Raw genomic sequence first — 17,612 nt, 5'->3', positions numbered from 1 at the left:
CACTTCCTGAGATGTATTGAACGAAAACGGATCGCGCGATCTTCACTTTTTCCGGAACAAAGGCAAGGAAAACCCTGCACTTGGGGAATAGCAGGCCGAAGGCTACCGCGGCTTCGACATCCCCTCTTGTCGGGTCGAGCCAGTAACGCTAGTTTCCGCCGCGCTCAGCCAGCGGGCCGGGCGCCCCCTTTCAACGGTGCAGCCGGCTTCGACATTCATATGAACGCTCTACATGACGCGATTGTTCGTGATCCGCAGGCTCGCAAATGGGTGATGCTTGCGCTCGCCCTTCTCTTTCTGTGGTGCTTGCTTCTGGCACTGTTCCACTTCATTCCGCAAATCGACATAGCGACATCGCGCGCCTTCTTCGTTCAGGCGACCTGTCCCGATTCGAATGCGGCGCGGGTCTGCGGCAGCTTTCCCTACGGTCGCGATGCGCTCTACACCTTCCTGCGAAAGGCCCTCTTCTATCTTCCGGCGGTTGGCGCGGTCGTGCTGGTCGTGGCGCTGGCGCAGGCTCTTCGCCGCCATAGGGCGGAGCGGAACATCCGCGATATAGAAAATTACATAGCCTCGCTGGTGACGCTGCTCCTCGGCCCCTACGTGCTGGTGAACTTGATCCTGAAACAGGTTTCGGAACGCCCTCGCCCCTACGAAACAGACCTTTTCGCCGGCCATCTGCCCTTCGTGCCCGCTGGCTCATTTGCGGGCCAATGCGAAGACAACTGTTCCTTCATCTCGGGCGAGGCAGCCGGCGCAGGCTGGCTCATCTGCCTGATCTTCCTTCTGCCGGAAAGGCTGCGTCCGGTTCTGGGTCCCGCCATCATCGTGATCTCTTTCGTGACCTCGGCATTCCGGGTGGCTTTCGGCGGACACTATCTTTCGGACGTCCTGCTCGGCTGGCTTTCCTCGCCAGTCTTGTTCGCGCTGACCTTCGCCGTGTTAGAAATAGCGCGCTCCTGGAAAAATCAGCGATGACGATGCGGAAAAATCGCGCGCAGCCGTCGCCAAAAAGCCCCAAGCATCGTAGACAAGGCCTTATTTCCGCTGCGGGAATGGGTTTGCCCTTCCCCACCCCGGGTCACGTATGAAGCTACTCGAACACTACATACTGCGACGTACCGTGCAGATGTTCCTCACCGCGCTCCTGCCGGTGCTGGCGATCATCTGGACGACCCAGGTGCTCGCGCGAATCAATCTCGTTACCGACAGCGGGCAATCCGTCGGCTCGTTCATGAAGCTTGCGACCTTCATCCTGCCGACCATCATCCCGGCCGTCCTGCCTTTCGCACTTGTCATCGGCATCACCCAGACGCTGACGGCGATGAACAACGATTCCGAACTCGCAGTCATCGACGCCGCCGGCGCCCCCCGTCACACGATCCTGCGCCCCATTCTTTCGCTTGCTGCGATCCTCGCCGTCTTTTCCTTTCTGATGACGAACTTCGTGGAGCCGAAGCTTCGCGTCGGCGTCCGGGAAATGATTGCGGCCGCCTATGCGGACCTCCTGTCGACGGTCATTGAAGAAAAGAGCTTCCGTCGGATCGAGGACGGCCTCTATGTGCAGATCTCCGAACGCCTGTCGGGGCGCGTGCTGAAGGGGTTGTTCGTCGCCGATTCGCGTGATCCGAACTACGAACTCATCTATTACGCCCGAGAAGGCGCGGTCGACGAAAGCGGTTCGGCGCTCGTCATGAAAGACGGCGAGGTTCAGCGCAAGGCCCCCAACGGCGAGGTATCGATCGTCCGCTTCGATTCCTATTCCTTCGATCTCTCCGACTTTTCCCAGTCCCGCGGACAGGCTCGCCTGCATGCAGGCGATCGCGACCTCGGCTTCCTGCTCAATCCCGATCAGAACGATCCCGACGTGCAGCGAAACGCCAAGGACTACCGCAGCGAACTGCATCGCCGCATGAGCACCTGGACATTCCCCTTTGTTTTCGCGCTCATGTCGCTCGTCATCTGCAGCGACGCCCGTTCCCATCGCGAGGCCCGTCTGCATCCCATGGCGATTGCCTTGACGCTCTCGCTCGCCCTGTTCTGGCTATCGAACTACACGGTGGAACTCGCCGGCACGTCTGCCGCGCTTGTTCCTCTCGCCTATCTCGTTCCGCTCGGTAGCGGAGCGGCGGCGGCGGTGATGCTCGCGCGCAAACGGCATCCGCACAAGACGTCGGCGCTCACGACGGTTCTCGCGGAGCAATGGTCCGCGGTGATGCGACGCTTCGGACCGAAGAGCGACGCGACCGGGGGAGGCACGCCGTGATCGTCACGCTTGGCCGTTATTTCTTCAGGCGCTACGTCGTCACGTCGCTGTGGTTCTTCATCGGCGTGATCGCAATCGCCTATCTGGTCGACTTCAGCGAAACCTCCGGAAGGTTCGCGGGCCTGACCGGCTACTCTGTTCCCGGGGTCCTGTGGCTGACCGCGCTTCGGCTGCCTCTCATCCTGCAGCAGACGATCCCCTTCATCTCCCTTTTCGTCGGCATGACCACGCTGATCGCGCTCAATCGCAAATCGGAACTGGTCGTGGCGCGGGCCGCCGGCATATCGGTCTGGCAGTTCATGACGCCCTTCGTGCTGGGAGCCTTCCTCATCGGCCTGGCGACGATGCTGGTGGTCAATCCCCTCGCCGCATGGGGACAGAAGCAGGCCCTGCTGATCGAGGCGGACTGGCGCGAAGCGAGCAACAGACCGAAGAACACCGCGGTTCCGTGGCTGCGGCAGATCAGCGGAAAGTCCGATGTCATCATCGGTGCGAACACAATTCAGGAGGAAGGCACGCTTCTGAGCGGCGTCGTTCTGATCCATTTCGACCGCGACGGACGCATCGAAGTGCGGCAGGACGCACGCACAGCAAAATTGGAAGATGGTTACTGGTTTCTTACCGATGTAACCGAGACTCGCCCCGGCGAGATACAAAAGCACCTGCCCACAGCGCAGGTTCCCACCAATTTGAAAAAGGAGTTTGTCGCACAGCGGCTTGCAGAACCGGAGACCGTTGCTTTTTATGAGCTTTCTCAGAAAATTGCAGTGGCCAGATCATTCGGGGTTTCAACCAAGGCACTGGAAACACAGTTTCATTCGCTGCTGTCCCTACCGTTCCTTTTGGTCGCAATGACACTCATTGCTGCAACCGTCTCGCTTAAATTCAGCAGGTTCAACCAGTCCCGCTCGGTGATTCTGGGTGGAATCCTGTCCGGCTTCGTGCTTTATGTTGTCACCGTGCTTGTCAAAGCATTCGGTAGCAGCGGTGTCGTGCCGCCCTTCGTTGCGGCCTGGGTTCCGGTCGTCGTAGCGATGGCACTCGGAGCGACAATCCTGCTCCACAAGGAGGATGGTTAGTGGCGGTAAAAGACCGCGAGAATATCAGGAGGCTGACCCAGGCCCTGCTGACTGGTGTAGCTTTGTGCGTCCCGCTCCTCCCAGCGGTCGACGCCATGGCCCAGAGCAGCGAATCGACGGGTTATGCCGATGTTGTCGTGCCCGAAGACGCCAAGCTGATGCTGGCGGCAAACGAATTGACATATGACCGTGATTCGGAACGCGTAATCGCGACCGGCGCGGTGCAGATTAACTATGCCGGCTACCAGATGGTGGCCCGCAAGGTCGAATACAACCAGAAGACGGGCCGGGTGATGGCCTCCGGCAATATCGAGCTGGTGGAGCCGGGCGGCAATCGGATCTACGCCGAAACGCTCGATGTGACCGACAATTTCGCGGACGGCTTCGTGAGGTCGCTGCGTATCGAGACGACCGACAATACCCGTATGGCCGCCGAGAGCGGCGAGCGTGTCGCCGGCACGGAAATGATCCTGCATAAGGGCGTCTACACGGCATGCCTGCCTTGCGCGGAAAATCCGAAGCGCCCGCCGATCTGGCAAGTAAAGGCGGAGAAGGTCATCCAGAACGGCCAGAAGCACACGGTGCGGCTCGAAAAGGCCCGGTTCCAACTGTTCGGCCAGACGCTTGCCGTCCTGCCGTTCATCGAGGTGCCCGATAACACGGTCAAGCGCAAGACGGGCTTCCTGTTCCCGGAAATGCGCACCTCGGAGAATCTCGGCTTCGGTCTCGCGGTTCCCTATTATATCGCGATCGCCAACGACCGGGACGCGACGATCACCACGACCGGCTACACCACCCAGGGTGTGCTGCTCGAGGGCGAATATCGCCAGCGTTTCGAGAAAGGCATGGTTACGGTACGCGCCGCCGGCATCAGCCAGTTGAACTCCGACGAATTTACCGCCGGCACGAGCGATTCCAATCGCGACCAGCGCGGCATGGTCGCCACCAAGGGTGATTTCCAAATCAACCCGCGGTGGGCCTTCGGCTGGGATGTCATGCTGCAGAGCGACAACAACTTCGCCCGCACCTACGATCTCGCCGGCCTCGACCAATCGACGCATACCAATCAGGTCTACCTGACCGGCCTTGGAAAACGTAACTATTTCGACGCCCGCGCCTTCTATTTCGACGTTCAGGACGCGGACACGGAGAGCACGGCGGAGAAGAAGCAGCCGACGGTGCTGCCCTCCATCGACTACAGCTATTATGCCCCCGAACCGGTGGCTGGCGGGGAGCTTTCCGCCAAGCTCAATTTTACCGCCCTCTCCCGCTTCAAGGAGGATGAAGAAGGCGTCGACACCAATGGCGACAGCATCGACGATATCCTGCGCTATCGCGGCCTGGAAGGCACGATGAGCCGGATGACGGGCGAAGTGGAATGGAAGCGCAGCTTCACCGTTCCCGGCGGTCTGCAGCTTACGCCGCTGCTTGCGGCACGCGGCGATGCCTTCGGTCTGGATATGGACACGCCGTCCGGCTATGCCGGCGACTTCTCCTCCGACGCAACGGCGACCCGCGGCATGCTCACCGCAGGCCTCGAGGCCCGCTATCCGATCCTTGTCACGACCGCCAACAGCAGCCACATCATCGAGCCGATCGCGCAGATCTACGCGCGCAACGACGAGCAGTTGGCCGGCATGCTTCCGAACGAGGATGCCCAGAGTTTCGTGTTTGACGCCACGAACCTCTTCGAACGCGACAAGTTCTCCGGCTATGATCGCGTGGAAGGCGGAACGCGCGCCAACGTCGGCGTTCAGTATACCGGAACGTTCGACAACGGCTTCGGTCTGCGCGGCATCTTCGGCCAGTCCTACCATCTTGCAGGGCAGAATTCGTTCGCCACCGACGATCTCGTCTATGCCGGCGCCAATTCCGGCCTCGAAACCGACGTATCCGACTACGTGGCGATGGCCGGCATCGATATGCCGAACGGCGTCAGCCTGTCGACCAGCGTCCGACTCGACGAAAAGAGCCTGGAACTGCGTCGTACGGACGCCGCCATTTCCTATGCCAACAAGCGGCTGCAATCCGAACTCGTCTTCACCCAGCTCGATGCTCAACCGGAATACGGCTTTACCAACGACAATCAGTCGGTACAGACGTCGCACACGCTGAAGATCAACGAATACTGGTCGGTGTTCGGCTCGCTCACCTATGACATCGATGAAAACGTCTTCTCGCGCCGCAGCGTCGGCCTCAGCTATGCCGACGAGTGCACGATCCTGACGGTGGCCTTCTCCGACAAGTACGATCCGGATGCCGAAGTGGCGAGCGACTGGACCATTGCCGGTCGACTGACCTTCCGGACGCTTGGCGACATCAGGCTCGGCAGCAGCGAGTAGTTCCTTTGTTTCAGGCCGGCGCCGGACCGTCGAATCTCTCGACGACCGGCGAAAGCCGGGTCTATTAGCGCAATGTCATTGTTTTGCCGCATGGATTATGCAATCGATGCGGCAGATCGTACATTGATTGACGGATGCGAGGCGGGCGGTGCTGGCGGCGTCCGAGGGAAGGAAATACCGATGACCTTTGCGAAGAAGGGGATGCGATCCCTGCTGGCGGGCACGCTGGCGCTCGGGCTCTGCATAGGGCCTGCTCCTTTTGTCGAACATGCACAGGCCGCGAGCCAGGTGGTCGCTGTCGTCAACAAGACGGCGATCACCAATGGCGACGTCGCACGACGTGTCGCCTTTCTGAGACTTCAGCGTCGCAAGGGCGACCTCAACAAACTCGCCAAGCAGGAACTGATCGACGAGGCGCTGAAGCGCCAGGAGATCGCTCGCGTGGGCATGTCCGTCAGCACGGATGAGGTCGATGCGGCGTTCGGCCGGTTTGCGAGTTCGAACAAGCTGACGAATGAACAGCTCAACAGCATTCTCAACCAGGCAGGGGTCGGCGCAGAGCACTTCAAGGCCTATATCGCCGTGTCGATGAGCTGGCCGAGGCTGGTCAACGCCCGATATGGCAGCAAGGGCAAGCTCTCGAACCAGGAACTGGTCAGCCGCCTGCTTGAAAACAAGCAGAAGCCGGTGACGACCGAATACTTCCTGAAACAGGTCATTTTCGTCGTGCCTGCCTCGAAAAAGGGGATCGTCGGGAAACGGAAGGCCGAAGCCGAGGCATCACGCGCGAAATTCCCGGGCTGCGACGGCGCCATGGAATTCGCCAAGAACTATCTCGACGTATCGATCCGCAATCTCGGTCGCGTTTTGGAGCCGGAACTTCCACCGGATTGGAAGCCTCTGATCGAGAAGGCCAGCGGCGGCACCACCGGAACCCGGGTTACCGAGCGTGGCGTAGAATATCTGGCGATCTGCAACCAGCGTCAGGTTTCCGACGACGTGGCCGCGGAAGTCGTTTTCCGTGCCGAAGACATCGGCAAGGAAAAGGAGAGCGGTGAAAACCCGAACTCCAAGAAATATCTAGACGACCTTCGCTCCAAGGCCCAGATTGTCGAAAACTGATTCCGGGAAACGATATGACGGCTGCCGACATGCTTCCTCTTGCCTTGAGTCAAGGTGATCCTGCCGGCATCGGTCCCGATATCGCGCTTACGGCATGGCTCAATCGCGAGCAGTATCAACTACCGCCGTTCATCTTTATCGGGGATCCGGCCGTGCTTGAAGTGCGCGCCCGTGAGCTGGAAATCGAGGTTCCCATCCGCGAAACCGATGCGGCGGGCGCGATATCCGCATTCAGCAATGCGTTTCCGGTGTTGCCGATTTCCACTGGCGTCGACGTGGTCGCCGGTGAGCCGCATGTGGCAACGGCGAAGGGTACAATCGCCTCGATCGAAACCGCCGTTTCGCTCTGCTTCGACGGCAAGGTGCGTGGAATGGTCACCAACCCCATCGCCAAGTCCGTTCTTTATGAAGCCGGTTTCGGCTTTCCCGGCCACACGGAATTCCTCGCCGATCTCGCAAAACGGCGGACAGGCAAGGCCTGCCGGCCGGTGATGATGCTGGCCGGTCCGAAGCTCAAGGCCGTGCCGGTCACCATCCACATTCCGATCAGGGACGTCCCGAACGCCCTCACCGAGACCGCTATCCTGGAAACCTGCCGCATTGTTGCGGCCGATCTGAAGGCACGGTTCGGACTTGAACATCCGCGTCTTGCCGTCGCGGGGCTGAACCCCCACGCGGGGGAAGACGGCGCCATCGGCCATGAGGACGAGGAAATCATTCATCCCGCCATCATGCAGTTGCGCAAGGAAGGCATCGACGCCTTCGGCCCGCTGCCCGCGGATACGATGTTCCACGACGAGGCCCGCCACCGCTATGACGTGGCGATATGCATGTATCACGATCAGGCGCTAATCCCGGTCAAGGCACTCGGCTTCGACGATTCGGTCAACGTGACGCTCGGCTTGCCCTTCGTGCGCACTTCTCCCGATCACGGCACGGCCTTCGGCATTGCCGGACAGGGCATCGCACGCGCAAACAGCCTCGTTGCCGCGATCCGGCTTGCGGCCGATATCAGCCAGACGGCCGAAGCACAGATCTGATGGCAGCTCTCGACGGACTTCCGCCGCTGCGCGAGGTGATCGCCCGCCACGGGCTCGACGCTCGCAAGGCGCTCGGGCAGAATTTTCTGCTCGACCTCAACCTGACGCAGAAGATCGCCCGCACGGCCGGTCCTTTGGAAGACGCAACCGTTTTCGAGGTCGGCCCCGGTCCGGGCGGCCTGACGCGCGCAATTCTGGCGCTCGGCGCGAAAAAGGTCATAGCGGTCGAGCGTGACGCGCGCTGCCTGCCGGCGCTGGCCGAAGTGGCCGAGCGCTATCCCGGCCGGCTGGATGTCATCGAGGGTGACGCATTGAAGACCGATTTCGAGGCGCTTGCGCCCGATGGGCCGGTCAAGATCATCGCCAACCTGCCCTATAACGTCGGCACGCAACTGCTGGTCAACTGGCTGTTGCCGAGGTCATGGCCGCCCTTTTGGCAATCGCTGACACTGATGTTCCAGAAGGAAGTCGGACAGCGCATCGTCGCGCGCGAGGGCGATGACCATTACGGTCGGCTCGGCGTCCTTTGCGGCTGGCGCACACAGGCGCACATGGCGTTTGACGTCCCGCCCCAGGCATTCACTCCGCCGCCGAAAGTAACCTCCAGCGTCGTGCACCTTGTGCCGCGCGCGGAGCCCCTGCCCTGCGATCCGGAAAAACTCGAAAAGGTGACGCAGGCTGCGTTCGGCCAGCGCCGCAAGATGCTGCGCCAGAGCCTCAAGTCGCTTGGAGGAGAGGCCTTGCTGTCGAAAGCCGGCATCGATCCGGCGCGGCGTGCGGAAACGCTGACCGTCGAGGAATTCGTTCGGCTGGCGAGCCTGCTCGGCTGAGCGAAATTCCGGTCCGGCAGCCCTACTGGACCAATCCCTCGACGAAATCGAACAGTCCGTGGCGACGGTCGCGACGCAGCCTCTCGGCCTTGACGATCGACTGCACGGCATCGAAGGCGGCCTGCAGGTCGTCATTCACGATGACGTAGTCGTATTCCCGCCAGTGGGATATCTCTGCCCTGGAATTGGCGAGCCGGGTCTGGATGACTTCTTCCGTATCCTCGGCGCGGCGGTGCAGGCGCGACTGCAGCTCCTCCATCGTCGGGGGAAGAATGAAGATCGAGACCACATCCGCCTTCATCTTCTCCTGAAGCTGCTGGGCCCCCTGCCAGTCGATGTCGAACAGCATGTCGCGGCCTTCGGACATTGCCTGCTCGACCGGCTCCCGTGGCGTTCCGTAGGAGTTGCCGTGCACGGTCGCCCATTCGAGCAAGGCATCAGAATCCCTCAGGCGTTCGAACTCCCTCTGGGAGACGAAGTGATAGTGCACACCCTCAATCTCGCTCTGCCGGCGCTGCCTGGTGGTTACGCTGACGGAAAGACCGATCTGCCGGTCCTTCTCCAGAAGGGTTCGGGCGATGGTCGATTTTCCGGCGCCGGAAGGCGAGGAGATGACCAGCATCAGGCCCCGGCGGGCAATCGGAACGGCGTTTCTTTTCTCTTCGGCCATGGTCATTCCAGATTCTGGACCTGTTCGCGGAACTGGTCGATGACAACCTTCAACTCGATGCCGGCGGCGGTAACGGCCACCGCATTCGACTTGGAACAGATGGTATTCGATTCGCGGTTGAATTCCTGCGCAAGAAAATCGAGCTTGCGGCCGATCGGACCGCCCATGGCAAGCAGATCGCGCGCGGCGGTGACATGGGCCTTCAGCCGGTCGATCTCTTCGCGCAGGTCCGCCTTGGTCGCCAGAAGCGCCGCCTCGGCATGAAGCCGGTCGCGGTCGAGCGAGGGGGACGCTTCGAGGAGGGCCGCGAGCTGGGTTTCCAGCTTGCGGGCAATCTCCTCCGGCTGCCGGGATGGATCGGCTTCGACCTTGAGGGCAAGCTCCTCGATGTTCGCGACATGATCCGAGAGCACGCGACAGAGCGCGTCGCCCTCGGTCATCCGCATGTCGCATAGCGCACGCACCGCCTGCTCCAGGCCGGAAAGGATATCCGCATCCCTGGCGGACAGGGCCTTTTCATCGTCCTGGGCTTCGCGAAAATCGACCAGGCCACGAATGGAAAGAAGCGCGTCGAGGCGCAGCGGCGCTGGGTCGACGAGGTCCATGCCGAGTTCGTCGCGCAAACGCAGCACGGCATCCAGCGCATCACGGTTCAGCGCCGCCTCCATCCGGTTTTCGCTGACCGAAACCGAGAGGCCGACCTGTATATTGCCGCGGGTAAGATATTGACCGAGCAACCGCCGGATCTCCGTCTCGAAACCCTCCATGCCCTGCGGAAGCCGCATGCGGATATCGAGACCCTTGCCGTTGACCGAGCGCAGCTCCCAGGCCCAGCGATATCGCCCGCTCGTTCCTTCGGCGCGGGCGAAGCCGGTCATGGATTGCAGCGCCATAGCAGTTTACCCCCGGCTGTCCGTATCAGTTCTTTTTCTTCTTTGAGGCCGCAGGTTCCTGCTCGCCTTCGGGCTGGCCATCCACCGCTATATTCGGATCGGAGCCCTTCTCCGCCTCCAGCTTGCGCCAGCGCCTGACATTGGCGTTGTGTTCCTCAAGCGTCGGAGCAAAGACATGCCCGCCGGTTCCATCGGCCACGAAGTAGAGATCGGCCGTCTTCCACGGATGCGCGACTGCTTCCAGCGCGGCGCGGCCGGGATTGGCGATCGGCCCCGGCGGAAGCCCCTTGATAAGATAGGTGTTGTAGGGCGTTTCCTTCTGCAGATCCGACTGGAATATCGGTCGGTCCGCGGGCTTGCCCTCACCGCCGAACAGGCCGTAGACGATGGTCGGGTCGGATTGCAGGCGCATGCCCTTGGTCAAGCGATTGATGAAGACGGAAGCGACATGGGCGCGTTCGTCGTCCTTGCCGGTTTCCTTCTCGACGATGGACGCGAGGATTACGAATTCTTCCTTCGTCTTGAGCGGCAGGTCCGGATCGCGGCGTTCCCAGATCTGGTCCACGAGCTTTTCCTGAGCCGCCAGCATCTGGTTGACAATCTCCGTGCGCTTCGTGCCGCGCGAATATTTGTAGGTATCGGGTCGCAAAGTCCCCTCGGCAGGCAGTTCCGCCGGCAGATCGCCTTCGAGAACCGTATCCTCGGCAAGCTTGCGGAACATCTGCTGGACGGTCAGGCCTTCGGGCAAGGACACCGAATAGAGGATGGATTTGCCGGATTTCAGGAGCTCCATGATCTCCTTCATCGAAGCACCCGCCTTGATCTCGTATTCGCCGGCTTTCAGCGTCTCGCCATCCTCCAGATAGATATCGGAAACGTAACGGAAAATACGGCCATCGCTGACGATGCCGTTGCGCTCCAGGCTATTTCCGATCTCGGATGTGCCGGCACCGTTGCGCACGACGAAATTGGTATTCACCGTCAGCGGTCCCCGATCCTGATAAGCGGACATGACATAGTAGAAACCGGCGACGGCCGCGATGCAGACGGCGACCGCCATGGTCATGATGAAGTTCAGGAAGATGACAAGCTGGCTGCGGGCCTTGCGCGAACGGCGCGGCGGGGCGGGCACGCGCTCAGGCCGAAGCGCTTCATTGGGCGACTTCGGGATGATCGGACCTTTCGGCTGGACGTCTGTGTCGCGGCCGAAGGAAACACCGCTGTTCTGGCTATTGTCGCTCACCGGCAATCCTCTTCAGTTCGGTATCGCTGCTATCTGGCCAAGCAATGCGGCAAAATACAGGTAAGGCGCCGCCCCGCGCCGGGACGGCCTCTCTCATATCGGCCCTGGCGATCCCGGCGACCGCTCAACCTTCGTAGCGGCGAAGGACCAGCGAGGCGTTGGTACCGCCGAAGCCAAAGGAATTGGACAGCGCCACGTTGATGTCCCGCTTGCGGGCCTTGTGCGGCACGAGGTCGATGGCCGTCTCGACATCGGGATTGTCGAGGTTCAGCGTCGGCGGAGCGACATTGTCGCGGATCGCGAGCGTGGCGAAGATCGCCTCGACCGCGCCGGCAGCACCGAGAAGATGGCCGATGGCCGACTTCGTGGAGGACATCGAAATCTTGGATGCCGCGTCACCGACCAGACGCTCGACTGCGCCGAGCTCGATGGTATCAGCCATGGTCGAGGTGCCGTGAGCATTGATATAGTCAATGTCCGAGGGCTTCAGACCGGCACGCTTCAGCGCCATGGTCATGCAACGGAAGGCACCGTCGCCGTCTTCCGACGGGGCCGTTATGTGGAAGGCGTCGCCGGAGAGACCGTAACCGACCACTTCGGCGTAGATCTTGGCGCCACGCGCCTTGGCGTGCTCAAGCTCCTCCAGCACGACGATGCCGGCACCTTCGCCCATGACGAAGCCGTCGCGATCCTTGTCATAGGGACGGGAGGCGCGGGTCGGATCGTCGTTGTGCTGGGTCGACAGCGCCTTGCAGGCGGCGAAACCGGCGAGCGAAATGCGGCTGATCGGCGATTCCGTGCCGCCGGCGACCATCACGTCGGCATCGCCGAGCGCAATCAGCCGCGCCGCGTCGCCGATGGCATGTGCGCCGGTCGAGCAGGCCGTGACCACGGAATGGTTGGGACCGCGCAGCTTGTGGCGGATCGATACCTGGCCGGATGCTAGATTAATCAGGCGGCCCGGAATGAAAAACGGGGAAAGACGACGGGGACCCTTGTCGCGCAGGATGAAGCCCGCCTCGACGATGCCCTCGATGCCGCCGATGCCGGAACCGATCAGCACGCCGGTGGCGCACTGGTCGTCATCGGTCTTCGGATGCCAGCCGGCATCCGCAAGCGCCATGTCGGCCGCCGCGATCGCATAGATGATGAAGTGGTCGACCTTGCGCTGTTCCTTGGCTTCCATCCAATCGTCGGGATTGAAGGTGCCCTCGCCTTCGCCGGTCGGGATGCGGCAGGCGATCTTCGCCGGCAGGTCCTCGACCTCGAATTCGGTCACGCGGCGCGCGCCGCTCTGACCAGCCAGAAGGCGCGACCAGGCCAGTTCCGTTCCACATCCCAGAGGAGATACCATGCCGGTACCGGTGATAACGACACGTCTCATCGTCCGTAGCCCACCCCACTCTTGCAGCCGATGCCATTTGAATACAGTAAGGCCCGCTGTCTGCGGGCCTCAGCGGGATCAACGCTCCTGAGAGCCTTCCCGCAATGACGATGATCGATCAGGACTGAGCCTTCTCGATGAACTTGACCGCGTCGCCGACGGTCAGGATCGAGTCAGCGGCATCGTCCGGGATTTCGACGCCGAATTCTTCTTCGAAGGCCATGACTAGTTCGACGGTATCGAGCGAGTCCGCGCCCAGATCGTCGATGAAGCTCGCGCCTTCAACAACCTTTTCAGCGTCTACGCCGAGATGATCAACAACAATTTTCTTAACGCGTTCTGCGATATCGCTCATGTCGGTTTCCTCGACCTTCTTTATCTCAAGGGTCGCCGTGATGGCGTCCCTGCCCTGCCTTTCGTCGGCGGCTCTTTCTATACCAGCCGACAAATTTGTTCTGCCCTGTCTTTCGAAGCCGCCATGCGATCAGGCGCATAGCCGTTTCCCTTCAAAACCGGGCGACTGTTCACAGTCATGGCCCGCTTAACACGGTTTAAGTTCCGCGCAAAGCCTGAAAATCGCCGTCGCCAATTGGTCAACATACAATTGCATGTCGCCGCTTAACGACGCGATGCAACATCAGATCATCGCCATGCCGCCGTTCACATGCAAAGTCTGGCCGGTCATGTAGGACGCTTCCGACGACGCCAGATAGAGAACGGCAGACGCGACTTCCGCACCCGTTCCCATGCGCTTCATCGGGATCGCACCCATGATGGCTTCCTTCTGCTTGTCGTTGAGCTTTCCCGTCATGGCGCTCTCGATGAAGCCCGGGGCAACGCAGTTGACCGTCACGTTACGGGTGGCGATTTCCTGGGCGAGCGACTTCGAAAAGCCGATCATGCCCGCCTTGGATGCGCAGTAGTTGGCCTGGCCCGGATTGCCGGTGACGCCAACGACCGAGGTGATGTTGATGATGCGGCCGTAGCGGCGGCGCATCATCGGATGGGTCAATTCGCGCGTCAGGCGGAAGACGGCCGTCAGGTTGACCTCCAGCACGCTGTCCCAGTCGGCATCGCTCATGCGGACGAAAAGGCCGTCCTTGGTGATACCGGCATTGTTGACGAGAATATCGACGCCTTCGAGTTCAGCCTCGGCCTTCTCGCCGAGAGCCTTGACCTCGTCGCGATCCGAAAGGTTGGCCGGGAAGATCTTGACACGCTCGCCGAGTTCGGCGGCCAGCGCCTCCAGCTTCTCGACGCGGGTGCCGTGCAGGCCGACGGTTGCGCCGCGCGCATGCAAGAGACGGGCGATCTCTTCGCCGATGCCGCCGGTTGCACCGGTGACGAGTGCCTTGCGGCCGGTCAGGTCAAACATGATGCGAGTTCCTTGTTCTGATGGTTCCGGATGTCAGCCGAGGAGTGCCGCAAGCGCGGCATCGATGTCGGCCGGCGTATTGACGGCTACGCCCGTGACATTCTTGTCGATGCGGCGGGCAAGTCCCGTCAGGACCTTGCCCGAACCCAGCTCATAAAGCGTCGTGACGCCGTTCTTGCCGAACCACTCGACCGTCTCGCGCCAGCGCACCTGGCCCGTGACCTGCTCGACGAGCAGAGCGGCGATCTCGTTGGCATCGGTGACGGGGGCAGCGCGCACATTGGCGATCAGCGGCACGACGGGGTTCTTCTTTTCAACGCCGGCAAGCGCCTCGCGCATGGCGTCGGCGGCGGGTGCCATGAGGGCGGAATGGAAGGGCGCGGAAACCGGCAGCATGATGGCGCGCTTGGCGCCCTTTTCGCTCGCAAGTGCTGCGGCCTTCTCGACGGCAGCCCTGGCGCCGGAAATGACAAGCTGGCCGCCGCCGTTGTCGTTGGCGATCTGGCAGGAGCCAAGCGCGGATGCATCCTTGCAGACCGCTTCGACATCGCCGTGTTCCAGGCCGATGATCGCCGCCATCGCGCCTTCGCCGACAGGAACTGCCGCCTGCATGGCGTTGCCGCGAATGCGCAGAAGCCGGGCGGTGTCGGCAAGCGAGAACGTGCCGGCGGCGCAGAGAGCGGAATATTCGCCGAGCGAATGGCCGGCGACATAGGAGACCTTGGCCTTGAGGTCGAGGCCACGTGCCTCGAGCACGCGGATGACGGCCATGGACACGGCCATCAGCGCCGGCTGGGCATTGGCGGTCAGCGTCAGCTTGTCTTCCGGCCCGTCGAACATGACCGCGGAAAGCTTTTCGCCCAGCGCCTCGTCGACCTCTTCGAATACGGCCTTCGCCTCCGGATATGTATCGGCAAGTTCCTTGCCCATGCCGACGGCCTGGCTGCCCTGGCCCGGAAACGTAAATGCCAAAGTCATAGGGTTATCCTTCCTCGGATCGGGTGTTTACCCTTCGTTTTTCCTTTCCAATTGACGTTCTTGCCGCATGAGTCAAGTCCGCGCGCCCTGAACGCCCCATAGGCCACAGACTTCATCGACCTCCTGTTTGGGCTTGCGCCGCAGCAAAACCGTCCTAGATTTGCGCGGGGCCGTCCCTCCTCTTTCCTTCCCCCTCCCACCGTCCGAGACCATTTTCATGAAGCACAGACAACTTGGCCGCACCGGTATTTCCGTTTCCGAAATCTGCCTGGGCACGATGACCTGGGGTTCCCAGAACAGCGAAGCAGAAGCCTTCGAGCAGATGGATTACGCGCTGGAACACGGCGTCAACTTCTTCGACACCGCAGAACTCTATCCTACGACGCCGCTGTCGCCGGAGACCTATACGCTGACGGAGACCTTCATCGGCCGGTGGTTCGCAAGAACCGGCAAGCGCAAGGATGTCGTTCTCGCCACCAAGGTGGCCGGAGCGGGCCGCTCCTATATCCGCGGGGGCCGCCCGATCAATGGCGCCACCATCCGCGAAGCCGTCGACGCTAGCCTCCGGCGTCTCCAGACCGACTATATCGACCTCTATCAGATCCACTGGCCCAATCGCGGGCATTTCCATTTCCGCCAGGCGTGGAAATACGACCCCTTTCATCAGGATCGCGAACGCACCATCGCCGACATGATCGAAAAGCTGGAAGCGCTCGACGAGTGCGTCAAGGCCGGCAAGATCCGAGCGATCGGGCTCTCGAACGAGACGACCTGGGGCACGCAGAAATACCTGTCGCTCGCCGCCGAGCGCGGCCTGCCCCGCGTCGCCACCGTGCAGAACGAATACAGCCTCCTCTACCGCCATTTCGATCTCGACATGGCGGAACTCTCGCATCACGAGGATGTCGGCCTGCTTGCCTATTCGCCGCTCGCCGCCGGTCTTCTCACCGGCAAGTATCTCGGCGGCCAGAAACCGGCCGGCTCCCGCGGCGCCATCAACGGCGACCTCGGCGGACGACTGCAGCCGCTGCAGGAACCGGCGGTCCGCGCTTATGTCGACATTGCCCAAAAGCACGGCATCGATCCGGCCCAGATGGCGCTCGCCTTCTGCCTGACACGCCCGTTCATGGCCTCCGTCATCATCGGCGCGACATCGATGGAGCAGTTGAAAACGGATATCGGCGCAGCCGACCTCACGCTTTCCGACGAGATCATGAAGGAAATCGTCGCCATCCGTCGGCAATATCCCGCTCCGATCTGAGGCGAAAACCGACCTTCGATGGTGGGCGGAGAGGTTTTACGCCCTGCCCGCTTGCCTTCCCGGCAAAAATGCGTATAAGCGCGCTGTTCACAACACCCGGTCTCATGGCTGGTGGCTGAACGGAGGGCAGGCTTTCGCAAGATCGCCGCAGGAACCCAAGGGGTTCCGGCCTCCCGTGTCTCCGCTCTCGACCGTCTCGATCAAACGCTTTTCTTGCCTTGGGGAAACCCAATCAGGAGCAGTCGTTGAGGCTTAGCGCCGGATCCCGGGTGATGACAACCGCAAGAAAGGCAAGCTTACCATGGCTCTTTACGAACATGTATTCCTTGCCCGGCAGGATATGTCCGCTCAGCAGGTTGATGCCCTCGTCGAACAGTACAAGGGCGTCATCGAAGCTAACGGCGGCAAGGTCGGGCGCATCGAGAACTGGGGCCTCAAGTCCCTGACGTACCGCATCAAGAAGAACCGCAAGGCTCACTACGCCCTCATGGACATCGATGCTCCGGCACCGGCCGTCCACGAGATGGAGCGCCAGATGCGCATCAACGAAGACGTTCTTCGTTACATGACCATCGCCGTCGAAGCCCATGAAGAAGGCCCGTCCGCGATGATGCAGAAGCGCGACCGCGACGACCGTCCGCGCCGCGAAGGCGACGATCGTGGCCCGCGCCGCGAAGGTGGTTTCGGCGACCGTGGTCCGCGCCGTCCGCGCGAAGACCGTGCATAAGGAGATATGACAATGGCTGACGTTTCTTCCTCCCCGGCACGCCGCCCGTTCCACCGCCGTCGCAAGACGTGCCCCTTCTCCGGCGCCAACGCTCCGAAGATCGACTACAAGGACGTTCGTCTCCTGCAGCGCTACATTTCCGAGCGCGGCAAGATCGTTCCGTCCCGCATCACGGCCGTTTCCCAGAAGAAGCAGCGCGAACTCGCCCAGGCGATCAAGCGCGCCCGCTTCCTCGGCCTGCTGCCCTACGTCGTCGCTTAATTCGCTTTTTCGACCCGCTGACAAATGTCGGCGGGTCGATCTCCCTTCCGCGTTGGGCGCGGATCGGAACCCATGCCGGAAGAGCCGGACTTCGAGCGAAGTCTCAGCGTCTTCGGGTGAAATCCCATGTTGGGGCACGGC

At 61.5% G+C, this 17,612-nt stretch carries 17 protein-coding genes; 10 read left to right on the top strand and 7 right to left on the bottom strand.

What is annotated here, in order from left to right; translation table 11 throughout:
• The first annotated feature begins 219 nt into the window (after window positions 1-219).
• The 7 genes from ACLBKR_RS05170 (at window position 220) to rsmA (ending at window position 8,679) form a co-directional block, all read left to right on the top strand.
• The gene (locus ACLBKR_RS05170; protein ID WP_414900886.1) at window positions 220-978 is read left to right on the top strand and encodes a phosphatase PAP2 family protein; all 759 of its coding nucleotides are present in this window, start codon (window positions 220-222) and stop codon (window positions 976-978) included.
• A 109-nt stretch (window positions 979-1,087) separates the two neighbouring features.
• Complete coding sequence (gene lptF / locus ACLBKR_RS05165; RefSeq protein ID WP_113338663.1) at window positions 1,088-2,266, top strand: LPS export ABC transporter permease LptF; 1,179 nt, start codon at window positions 1,088-1,090, stop codon at window positions 2,264-2,266.
• A complete protein-coding gene (gene lptG / locus ACLBKR_RS05160; protein WP_414900884.1) occupies window positions 2,263-3,345 on the top strand; it encodes an LPS export ABC transporter permease LptG in 1,083 nt (360 codons plus the stop codon). The genes lptF and lptG overlap by 4 nt, the downstream gene beginning before the upstream one ends.
• Window positions 3,345-5,687, top strand: coding sequence for an LPS-assembly protein LptD (locus ACLBKR_RS05155; RefSeq protein ID WP_414900882.1), 2,343 nt, complete (start codon window positions 3,345-3,347; stop codon window positions 5,685-5,687). The genes lptG and ACLBKR_RS05155 overlap by 1 nt, the downstream gene beginning before the upstream one ends.
• 180 nt (window positions 5,688-5,867) lie before the next feature.
• A complete protein-coding gene (locus ACLBKR_RS05150; protein ID WP_112827318.1) occupies window positions 5,868-6,809 on the top strand; it encodes a SurA N-terminal domain-containing protein in 942 nt (313 codons plus the stop codon).
• A gap of 14 nt (window positions 6,810-6,823) precedes the next feature.
• Window positions 6,824-7,849 carry a 4-hydroxythreonine-4-phosphate dehydrogenase PdxA gene (gene pdxA / locus ACLBKR_RS05145; protein ID WP_414900880.1) on the top strand — a complete coding sequence of 342 codons (1,026 nt, stop codon included), beginning with the start codon at window positions 6,824-6,826 and terminating at the stop codon, window positions 7,847-7,849.
• Window positions 7,849-8,679 carry a 16S rRNA (adenine(1518)-N(6)/adenine(1519)-N(6))-dimethyltransferase RsmA gene (rsmA, locus tag ACLBKR_RS05140; RefSeq protein ID WP_414900878.1) on the top strand — a complete coding sequence of 277 codons (831 nt, stop codon included), beginning with the start codon at window positions 7,849-7,851 and terminating at the stop codon, window positions 8,677-8,679. The genes pdxA and rsmA overlap by 1 nt, the downstream gene beginning before the upstream one ends.
• A gap of 22 nt (window positions 8,680-8,701) precedes the next feature.
• Here the strand turns inward: rsmA and gmk are convergent, their stop codons facing one another.
• The 7 genes from gmk to fabD form a co-directional block, all read right to left on the bottom strand.
• The gene (gmk, locus tag ACLBKR_RS05135) at window positions 8,702-9,349 is read right to left on the bottom strand and encodes a guanylate kinase (protein ID WP_112827473.1); all 648 of its coding nucleotides are present in this window, start codon (window positions 9,347-9,349) and stop codon (window positions 8,702-8,704) included.
• Between the two features lie 2 nt (window positions 9,350-9,351).
• Entirely contained in the window at window positions 9,352-10,242 is an 891-nt protein-coding gene (locus tag ACLBKR_RS05130) for a YicC/YloC family endoribonuclease (RefSeq protein WP_414900875.1), read from the bottom strand.
• 25 nt (window positions 10,243-10,267) lie between these two features.
• Complete coding sequence (gene mltG / locus ACLBKR_RS05125) at window positions 10,268-11,485, bottom strand: endolytic transglycosylase MltG (RefSeq protein WP_113448836.1); 1,218 nt, start codon at window positions 11,483-11,485, stop codon at window positions 10,268-10,270.
• A 124-nt stretch (window positions 11,486-11,609) separates the two neighbouring features.
• A complete protein-coding gene (gene fabF, locus ACLBKR_RS05120) occupies window positions 11,610-12,869 on the bottom strand; it encodes a beta-ketoacyl-ACP synthase II (RefSeq protein ID WP_112827322.1) in 1,260 nt (419 codons plus the stop codon).
• A gap of 118 nt (window positions 12,870-12,987) precedes the next feature.
• Window positions 12,988-13,224 carry an acyl carrier protein gene (locus ACLBKR_RS05115; protein WP_099059947.1) on the bottom strand — a complete coding sequence of 79 codons (237 nt, stop codon included), beginning with the start codon at window positions 13,222-13,224 and terminating at the stop codon, window positions 12,988-12,990.
• 282 nt (window positions 13,225-13,506) lie between these two features.
• The gene (fabG, locus tag ACLBKR_RS05110) at window positions 13,507-14,244 is read right to left on the bottom strand and encodes a 3-oxoacyl-[acyl-carrier-protein] reductase (RefSeq protein WP_112827323.1); all 738 of its coding nucleotides are present in this window, start codon (window positions 14,242-14,244) and stop codon (window positions 13,507-13,509) included.
• 33 nt (window positions 14,245-14,277) lie between these two features.
• Window positions 14,278-15,222, bottom strand: coding sequence for an ACP S-malonyltransferase (fabD, locus tag ACLBKR_RS05105; protein ID WP_113444111.1), 945 nt, complete (start codon window positions 15,220-15,222; stop codon window positions 14,278-14,280).
• Window positions 15,223-15,439: 217 nt separating this feature from the next.
• Between fabD and ACLBKR_RS05100 the strand changes: the two genes are divergently transcribed.
• The 3 genes from ACLBKR_RS05100 to rpsR all read left to right on the top strand — a co-directional run bounded on the left by ACLBKR_RS05100 (window position 15,440) and on the right by rpsR (window position 17,471).
• Window positions 15,440-16,483: an aldo/keto reductase gene (locus tag ACLBKR_RS05100; RefSeq protein ID WP_414900871.1), complete on the top strand. Its 1,044-nt coding sequence runs from the start codon at window positions 15,440-15,442 to the stop codon at window positions 16,481-16,483.
• A 301-nt stretch (window positions 16,484-16,784) separates the two neighbouring features.
• Window positions 16,785-17,210 (top strand): 30S ribosomal protein S6, encoded by a 426-nt coding sequence (rpsF, locus tag ACLBKR_RS05095; protein ID WP_112827326.1) that lies wholly within the window; start codon window positions 16,785-16,787, stop codon window positions 17,208-17,210.
• A gap of 12 nt (window positions 17,211-17,222) precedes the next feature.
• A complete protein-coding gene (gene rpsR / locus ACLBKR_RS05090; protein WP_112827327.1) occupies window positions 17,223-17,471 on the top strand; it encodes a 30S ribosomal protein S18 in 249 nt (82 codons plus the stop codon).
• Window positions 17,472-17,612: the final 141 nt, after the last annotated feature.

The sequence above is a fragment of the Paenirhizobium cremeum genome (genome assembly GCF_047553425.1).
GTDB classification, from domain to species: Bacteria; Pseudomonadota; Alphaproteobacteria; order Rhizobiales; family Rhizobiaceae; genus Allorhizobium; species Allorhizobium cremeum.
The sequence above is the reverse complement of the archived record's forward strand: the minus strand, read 5'-3'. Positions and strand labels throughout refer to the sequence as shown.

Bases quoted from the DNA above. Each gene is read 5' to 3' on its own strand.
- rsmA (WP_414900878.1), top strand. From the start codon at position 7,849: ATGGCAGCTCTCGACGGACTTCCGCCGCTGCGCGAGGTGATCGCCCGC.
- ACLBKR_RS05130 (WP_414900875.1), bottom strand. From the start codon at position 10,242: ATGGCGCTGCAATCCATGACCGGCTTCGCCCGCGCCGAAGGAACGAGC.
- fabF (WP_112827322.1), bottom strand. From the start codon at position 12,869: ATGAGACGTGTCGTTATCACCGGTACCGGCATGGTATCTCCTCTGGGA.
- lptF (WP_113338663.1), top strand. From the start codon at position 1,088: ATGAAGCTACTCGAACACTACATACTGCGACGTACCGTGCAGATGTTC.
- ACLBKR_RS05150 (WP_112827318.1), top strand. From the start codon at position 5,868: ATGACCTTTGCGAAGAAGGGGATGCGATCCCTGCTGGCGGGCACGCTG.
- fabG (WP_112827323.1), bottom strand. From the start codon at position 14,244: ATGTTTGACCTGACCGGCCGCAAGGCACTCGTCACCGGTGCAACCGGC.
- ACLBKR_RS05170 (WP_414900886.1), top strand. From the start codon at position 220: ATGAACGCTCTACATGACGCGATTGTTCGTGATCCGCAGGCTCGCAAA.
- pdxA (WP_414900880.1), top strand. From the start codon at position 6,824: ATGACGGCTGCCGACATGCTTCCTCTTGCCTTGAGTCAAGGTGATCCT.
- ACLBKR_RS05100 (WP_414900871.1), top strand. From the start codon at position 15,440: ATGAAGCACAGACAACTTGGCCGCACCGGTATTTCCGTTTCCGAAATC.
- gmk (WP_112827473.1), bottom strand. From the start codon at position 9,349: ATGGCCGAAGAGAAAAGAAACGCCGTTCCGATTGCCCGCCGGGGCCTG.
- rpsR (WP_112827327.1), top strand. From the start codon at position 17,223: ATGGCTGACGTTTCTTCCTCCCCGGCACGCCGCCCGTTCCACCGCCGT.
- fabD (WP_113444111.1), bottom strand. From the start codon at position 15,222: ATGACTTTGGCATTTACGTTTCCGGGCCAGGGCAGCCAGGCCGTCGGC.
- ACLBKR_RS05115 (WP_099059947.1), bottom strand. From the start codon at position 13,224: ATGAGCGATATCGCAGAACGCGTTAAGAAAATTGTTGTTGATCATCTC.
- rpsF (WP_112827326.1), top strand. From the start codon at position 16,785: ATGGCTCTTTACGAACATGTATTCCTTGCCCGGCAGGATATGTCCGCT.